Origin of the sequence: Wenzhouxiangella limi, assembly GCF_010499265.1 — a bacterium.
Lineage (GTDB): Bacteria > Pseudomonadota > Gammaproteobacteria > Xanthomonadales > Wenzhouxiangellaceae > Wenzhouxiangella > Wenzhouxiangella limi.
This window is the reverse complement of sequence record NZ_JAAGSC010000022.1, coordinates 1-4,697: the sequence shown is the minus strand read 5'-3', so window position 1 is coordinate 4,697 and position 4,697 is coordinate 1. Positions and strand designations below refer to the sequence as shown.

General features: G+C 58.2%; 3 protein-coding genes. All 3 read right to left on the bottom strand.

The window, feature by feature from the left end; genetic code table 11:
- Window positions 1-14 precede the first annotated feature (14 nt).
- The 3 genes from G3I74_RS00145 to G3I74_RS00135 all read right to left on the bottom strand — a co-directional run bounded on the left by G3I74_RS00145 (window position 15) and on the right by G3I74_RS00135 (window position 3,451).
- Entirely contained in the window at window positions 15-965 is a 951-nt protein-coding gene (locus G3I74_RS00145; RefSeq protein ID WP_164208723.1) for an IS5 family transposase, read from the bottom strand.
- Window positions 966-1,014: 49 nt separating this feature from the next.
- A complete protein-coding gene (locus G3I74_RS00140; protein WP_164208720.1) occupies window positions 1,015-1,593 on the bottom strand; it encodes a hypothetical protein in 579 nt (192 codons plus the stop codon).
- A gap of 418 nt (window positions 1,594-2,011) precedes the next feature.
- Window positions 2,012-3,451, bottom strand: a complete 1,440-nt coding sequence (locus G3I74_RS00135) for a hypothetical protein (RefSeq protein ID WP_164208717.1) — start codon at window positions 3,449-3,451, stop codon at window positions 2,012-2,014.
- Window positions 3,452-4,697 lie beyond the last annotated feature (1,246 nt).

The following is a 4,697-nucleotide window of genomic DNA, read 5'->3' as shown; positions in this document are numbered from 1 at the left end:
CGGACGCAGTAACCCTACGTTGGCTGATAGCGCTGCCCGATCAGCAGGTTCGAGAAGGCCGCCAACATGCTCAGCCGGTTGCGGTTCTTGGTCAGGCCTCGGTAGCGGACCTTGCCGTAACCGAACATTCTCTTGATGTAGAAGAACGGATGCTCAACCTTCGCCCGCATCGACGCCTTGAGCTTCTCGGCATACGCCTCTGGGCTGTCGGGATTCATCGTCCTGCGTCTGCCGGGACGCTCAGCCACGAACAAGCGTGCTTTGAGTTTCTTGGGTGCTACGTGCTGCTCAATGCCCCTGTAGCCAGAGTCGCCGAAGACTCGCTCTTCTTCGCCATGCAGCAACCGATCGACCACACTGAGGTCGTGGGTATTGGCCGGGGTCGTCTCCAGACTGTGGATCAGCCCCAGTGTGTCGTCGACGGCGATATGCATCTTCATCCCGAAGTACCACTGCTTGCCTTTCCGGGTCTGGTGCATCTCAGGGTCTCGCTGTCCTTCCTGGTTTTTGGTCGAGCTGGGCGCATCAATGATGCTGGCATCAACGATCGAGCCTTCTCTGAGCATCAGGCCTTGTTCCTGCAGGTGGCGATTGACCTCCTGGAAGATCTTGTCGCCGAGCTTGTAGCGCTCCAGAAAGTGGCGGAAGTTCAGAATGGTGGTCTCGTCGGGCAGCGCATCCGACAGTTTCAAACCGGCGAAGCGGCGCATGGACTCAATCTCGTAGAGGGTGTCTTCCATTGCCGGATCGGACAGGTTGTAGAACAATTGCATGCAGTGAATCCGCAGCATGGTCTCAAGCGGATAAGGGAGACGGCCCCGGGTGCCTCTGGGATAGTGCTTCTTGAGCTTCTTGACCAGCCGCGGCCAGGGGATGAGCGCGTCCATGCGCTCCAGAAACTTCTCGCGCCGCGTCTTGCGCTTCTTGTTCTCGTATTCCAGGTCGGCAAAGCTCAGCTGGTCCATCGAATTCAGTCCGGTGAGAAACGATTCCGATATTGTCGCAGAATGGCGATTAATTCAGAGTTGCCTTAGGCTCCACCGGCTTTTCCTGGTCATATGCAAGAGGCCACCGCCCCTCGGCAATGCGCCGCTTGCGGTCACGTATCTGGTGGACAGGCAATACAGAGAGGTGCAGAACGGATCCATCAATCAGAAAGTCAACTGGCACGATAGGGGGGTCATTTTTTCCGTCCAGCTTGTTGGGCGCAACCTTCTCCAACAAATCGTACCAGCGAGCTAGGGATGAAAGTCGCAACAGGTCGCTTTCATCCGCAAGCTTCCCATCAGAATCCAATGCTAGCTGCTCCGGCGGGAGCACCAGCCTGCCGAGTTGATCCAGCGTATATCGTATAGATGCAAACATCTGACTTTCCCCATGCTCCGGTTGAATATAGGGATGTGGATCTAAAACGTAATGTATTTCACAATCAACTGAATCAGTTTCTAGCACCCCAGCCTCATAGCTTACGTCGATATAGCAGGCCCTCAGCAGTTTCACAATGTCACGGGACAGATCGAAGCTATCCTCATCAGACGGTCTTACTTTGTTCGGTCTTTCAGTTCTTGCTCTTTGATGACGTAAACGAATCATAGCTACGTATTAAATTCATTGATGGACGCAGTTGTAGCTTATGAATAATTTCTACTGGTATCAATATATTTTTCTCTTAATTTGAGTCGCTGATGCTAACGGCTGCTAGCATTTGCTAGCATATGCTAGCAGGTGCTAGCAGAACCTAGCTTGTGCTAACTAAAATTCCTAGCTCCGTGACAACTCACTTCCATCTACTTTTGTTTCCGCAGAGATCGTGGAAAGGCCTGAGCCTTTGAGCGGACTCCGAGCGATCCACGAATGCTGATTGATAACCGGACTGTGTTCCTTCTAATCAAGGTCGGCATCCCGGAAACGAAGGAGACACCCACCGTTAAGGGCCCTTGGGGGCTACCAATAAGGGGTCGGCAAGTCTGAGAGTCGGCATTCTTCCCCCCGCAGTTTATCGTACCTTCAATCACTCGCAACTCACCCGCTCGGACGTCTCGGCTGCAGCTGGTTCTTCGACCCAGTAGGTGATGACACGGGGTTCGCTTTCATCGTCGGGCGATCTCCAGCAGTTTCCTCGCGCATCCAGCCGGGCTTCGGGTGCGCCGATCATGATTTCTCCGCCCCGGTTGCCGATGAACTTGGTGTTGCGCACCAATACATCGAAGTGCCCTGGGTCGGCCGTTGGGAGACCTTTGAAGGACCCGACGGCAAGGCCGAACGCGCTGCCGTCCTCGATCGTCGAGTCCGTGATCCGGAGCGAGTAGGGCGCGGCCACCAATGGCTGTCCTTCAGGAATGAACGAGCCCGTCAGCAGGACGTTACTGCCGCGCTCGCCGAAGAGGGGGCCCTGTCCCGCGCCTCGGATCGTGCTCCGATGAATCGAAATCGCGATGCTCGAATCAGCCACGTCGTTCGGCTCATGAGGGAAGGCAAGGAACGTCCCCTCGACGTTGCTCTGGGCCCCGTTTTCGATCGTCGAGCCGACGATGCTTACGTCGATAGTGGCCGGGAGGGTGAGGGCTGCTGCGAGAACCCCGTCCTGGCCCGACTCGCCAATGAAGGATTCGTAAATCAAGCCTTTTACCGTTCCGTGGTCACTGGCGGCCAGGACGACATTGCGCGCCCCGGGCGAGGTCCGCCCTCTCACCCGGCTCCGGGTCATCTGGAGTGAGGCTTCCGAGCCTCGACCATTCGCGGTTGCGGCGATCCCGTAGTCCGCGTTCCCAAAGCCTGCGCCGCCGATCACTTCGACATCGTAGAGATCGAGCGTCAACCGGGCACCTGCCAAGGCATTGGCACCGATGGCCATGCCGGCGGCTTCGACGACGTGCACACGGCTGAGCCGCGCAGTCTGGCTTCCGGACTCCGGTGAGGCCATCAGGGCGACGCCGGCGTGCGGAAGAGGTGCGAGGGGGTTTTCGACGATCAGCCCTCGACTTCGATTGGCCCCGTGGATCGAGACGTCCGAAAGGGCCACCGCACCTACATCCCTGCCGAATACCCCGCTTGCATGCGTGTCGCGGATCTCGATGCCTTCGATCCGACTGTCTTTCGAAAGCACGACGCCGTTTCCGCCGTTGCGCTCCTCGCTCGTATTGGTAATGACAGGTCGGCGCGAGTTGGTCGCAAATCCCCGCAGAATCTGCCGAGGCTTCAGGGCCAGCCCCCCGCCGAGTCGATCGGCGCGCGACAGCACCACGATGATGTCGCCGGGAGCGCTCGCCTTTTCAACCTCCTCGGTCGAACCGAAGGGCGCCGCCGGACTCCGCCCGTCGCCCGAGCCGCCTGCGGCCACGTACCAGGTCGTCGGAAGTGACTCGGAGTTCTGCGACTGCTGGGCCTCGACAGTGCACGGGCACATTGCGTAGAGCGGGAGGAAAACAAGAAGAGTCCGGAAGTGCTTCATGGGATGATTTCAGTCTAGGGATCGCATGAACAGCATAAGCAGGCGACTTGCCGATTTCCAGCGCGAACCGGCGTTTCGCCGTCCCGGTCCGATGATCCTGCCCGCTAGACCGCAGGCGCACGGTATTCAAGCTCCAGACTCTGCTCGAAAAAGGCTTGCCGGACGGGCCGGCCGCTCCTTGCATGCGGGAGTGGCGGGCGCCCGGCATCTCTATGACCCCTCTACTATGACGCCCCCACGCCCCGCATCCGCGCCGTTTTGCTCGGTCGCAAGTCGTCACTGTAGCTACGGCTACGCTACCGGCCTGCTTGGTCTCGAAACGCCACATCCAGGGCACTTGAAATCGCGTCGCGACAAGCCGGGGAGGAACGACGCGTGTCACGGGTTTGCCAAGTGGACGTCGAGACCTGTCCGAGTTGCGGTGGCACGGTCAAGGTCATCGCGTCTATCGAAGACCCGCCGGTCATCGAGAGGATCCTGAATCACCTGGCAAAAGAGGATCTCCCTGGCCTCTGGCCGGAAAGTCGGGCGCCTCCGGTCGCTTTGCTTCGGTGAATCGCAGGAATTTAGATTTCAGGCCGCGTGCCATCCATGCGCGGCTAGGCGGTGCTCGTGCTGGATAAGCCCGCCCGGCAGAAACGAGGGCACATGGGCTGCTGGATTGCCGCCGACAGGGCGGAAACGGATGGAATTCGGCGTGCTTCTGACTCTGATAAGGGCCCGGGGGCGGTCTGGCACGGCTCCGGATACTGCTGGAGATCAGGAAATCGGGAGCTTATACTTGCTATATTCTGGTAGGGAGCGTGGACTGAGTGACCGGCTCTTCAATGTTACCGTCGGCTGGAGAGACCGTGCCGATGATGGTCAGTCTGCCGATCGAGCCATTATTGGTTTCAATCATGCCGGCGCGCTCGCAGAGACTTCAAACCTATTATTGCACGATTAAATGAATCCGAATTTAGCGACGGAGGCCTACCAAAGAGCCTTGAAGTCTGAGGTGGACCCCATAGCCTGGACAGATTTTTCTTCCCGATAAGTGGCATTCTCTGCCCAACGAGGAGCTTCGGCTCTCAAGGAGCAGATGATGACAAGACGCAAAAGAAGGAACCACACACCGAGTTTCAAAGCCAAGGTGGCTCTGGCCGCATTGAGCGTATAGGAATTATAAGCACCCCATTTTCCGATTTCCAGCGGTATCCGGAGCCGCGTCAGCCCTGCCCATGGCCCTTACCCGAGCCCCCGGCAG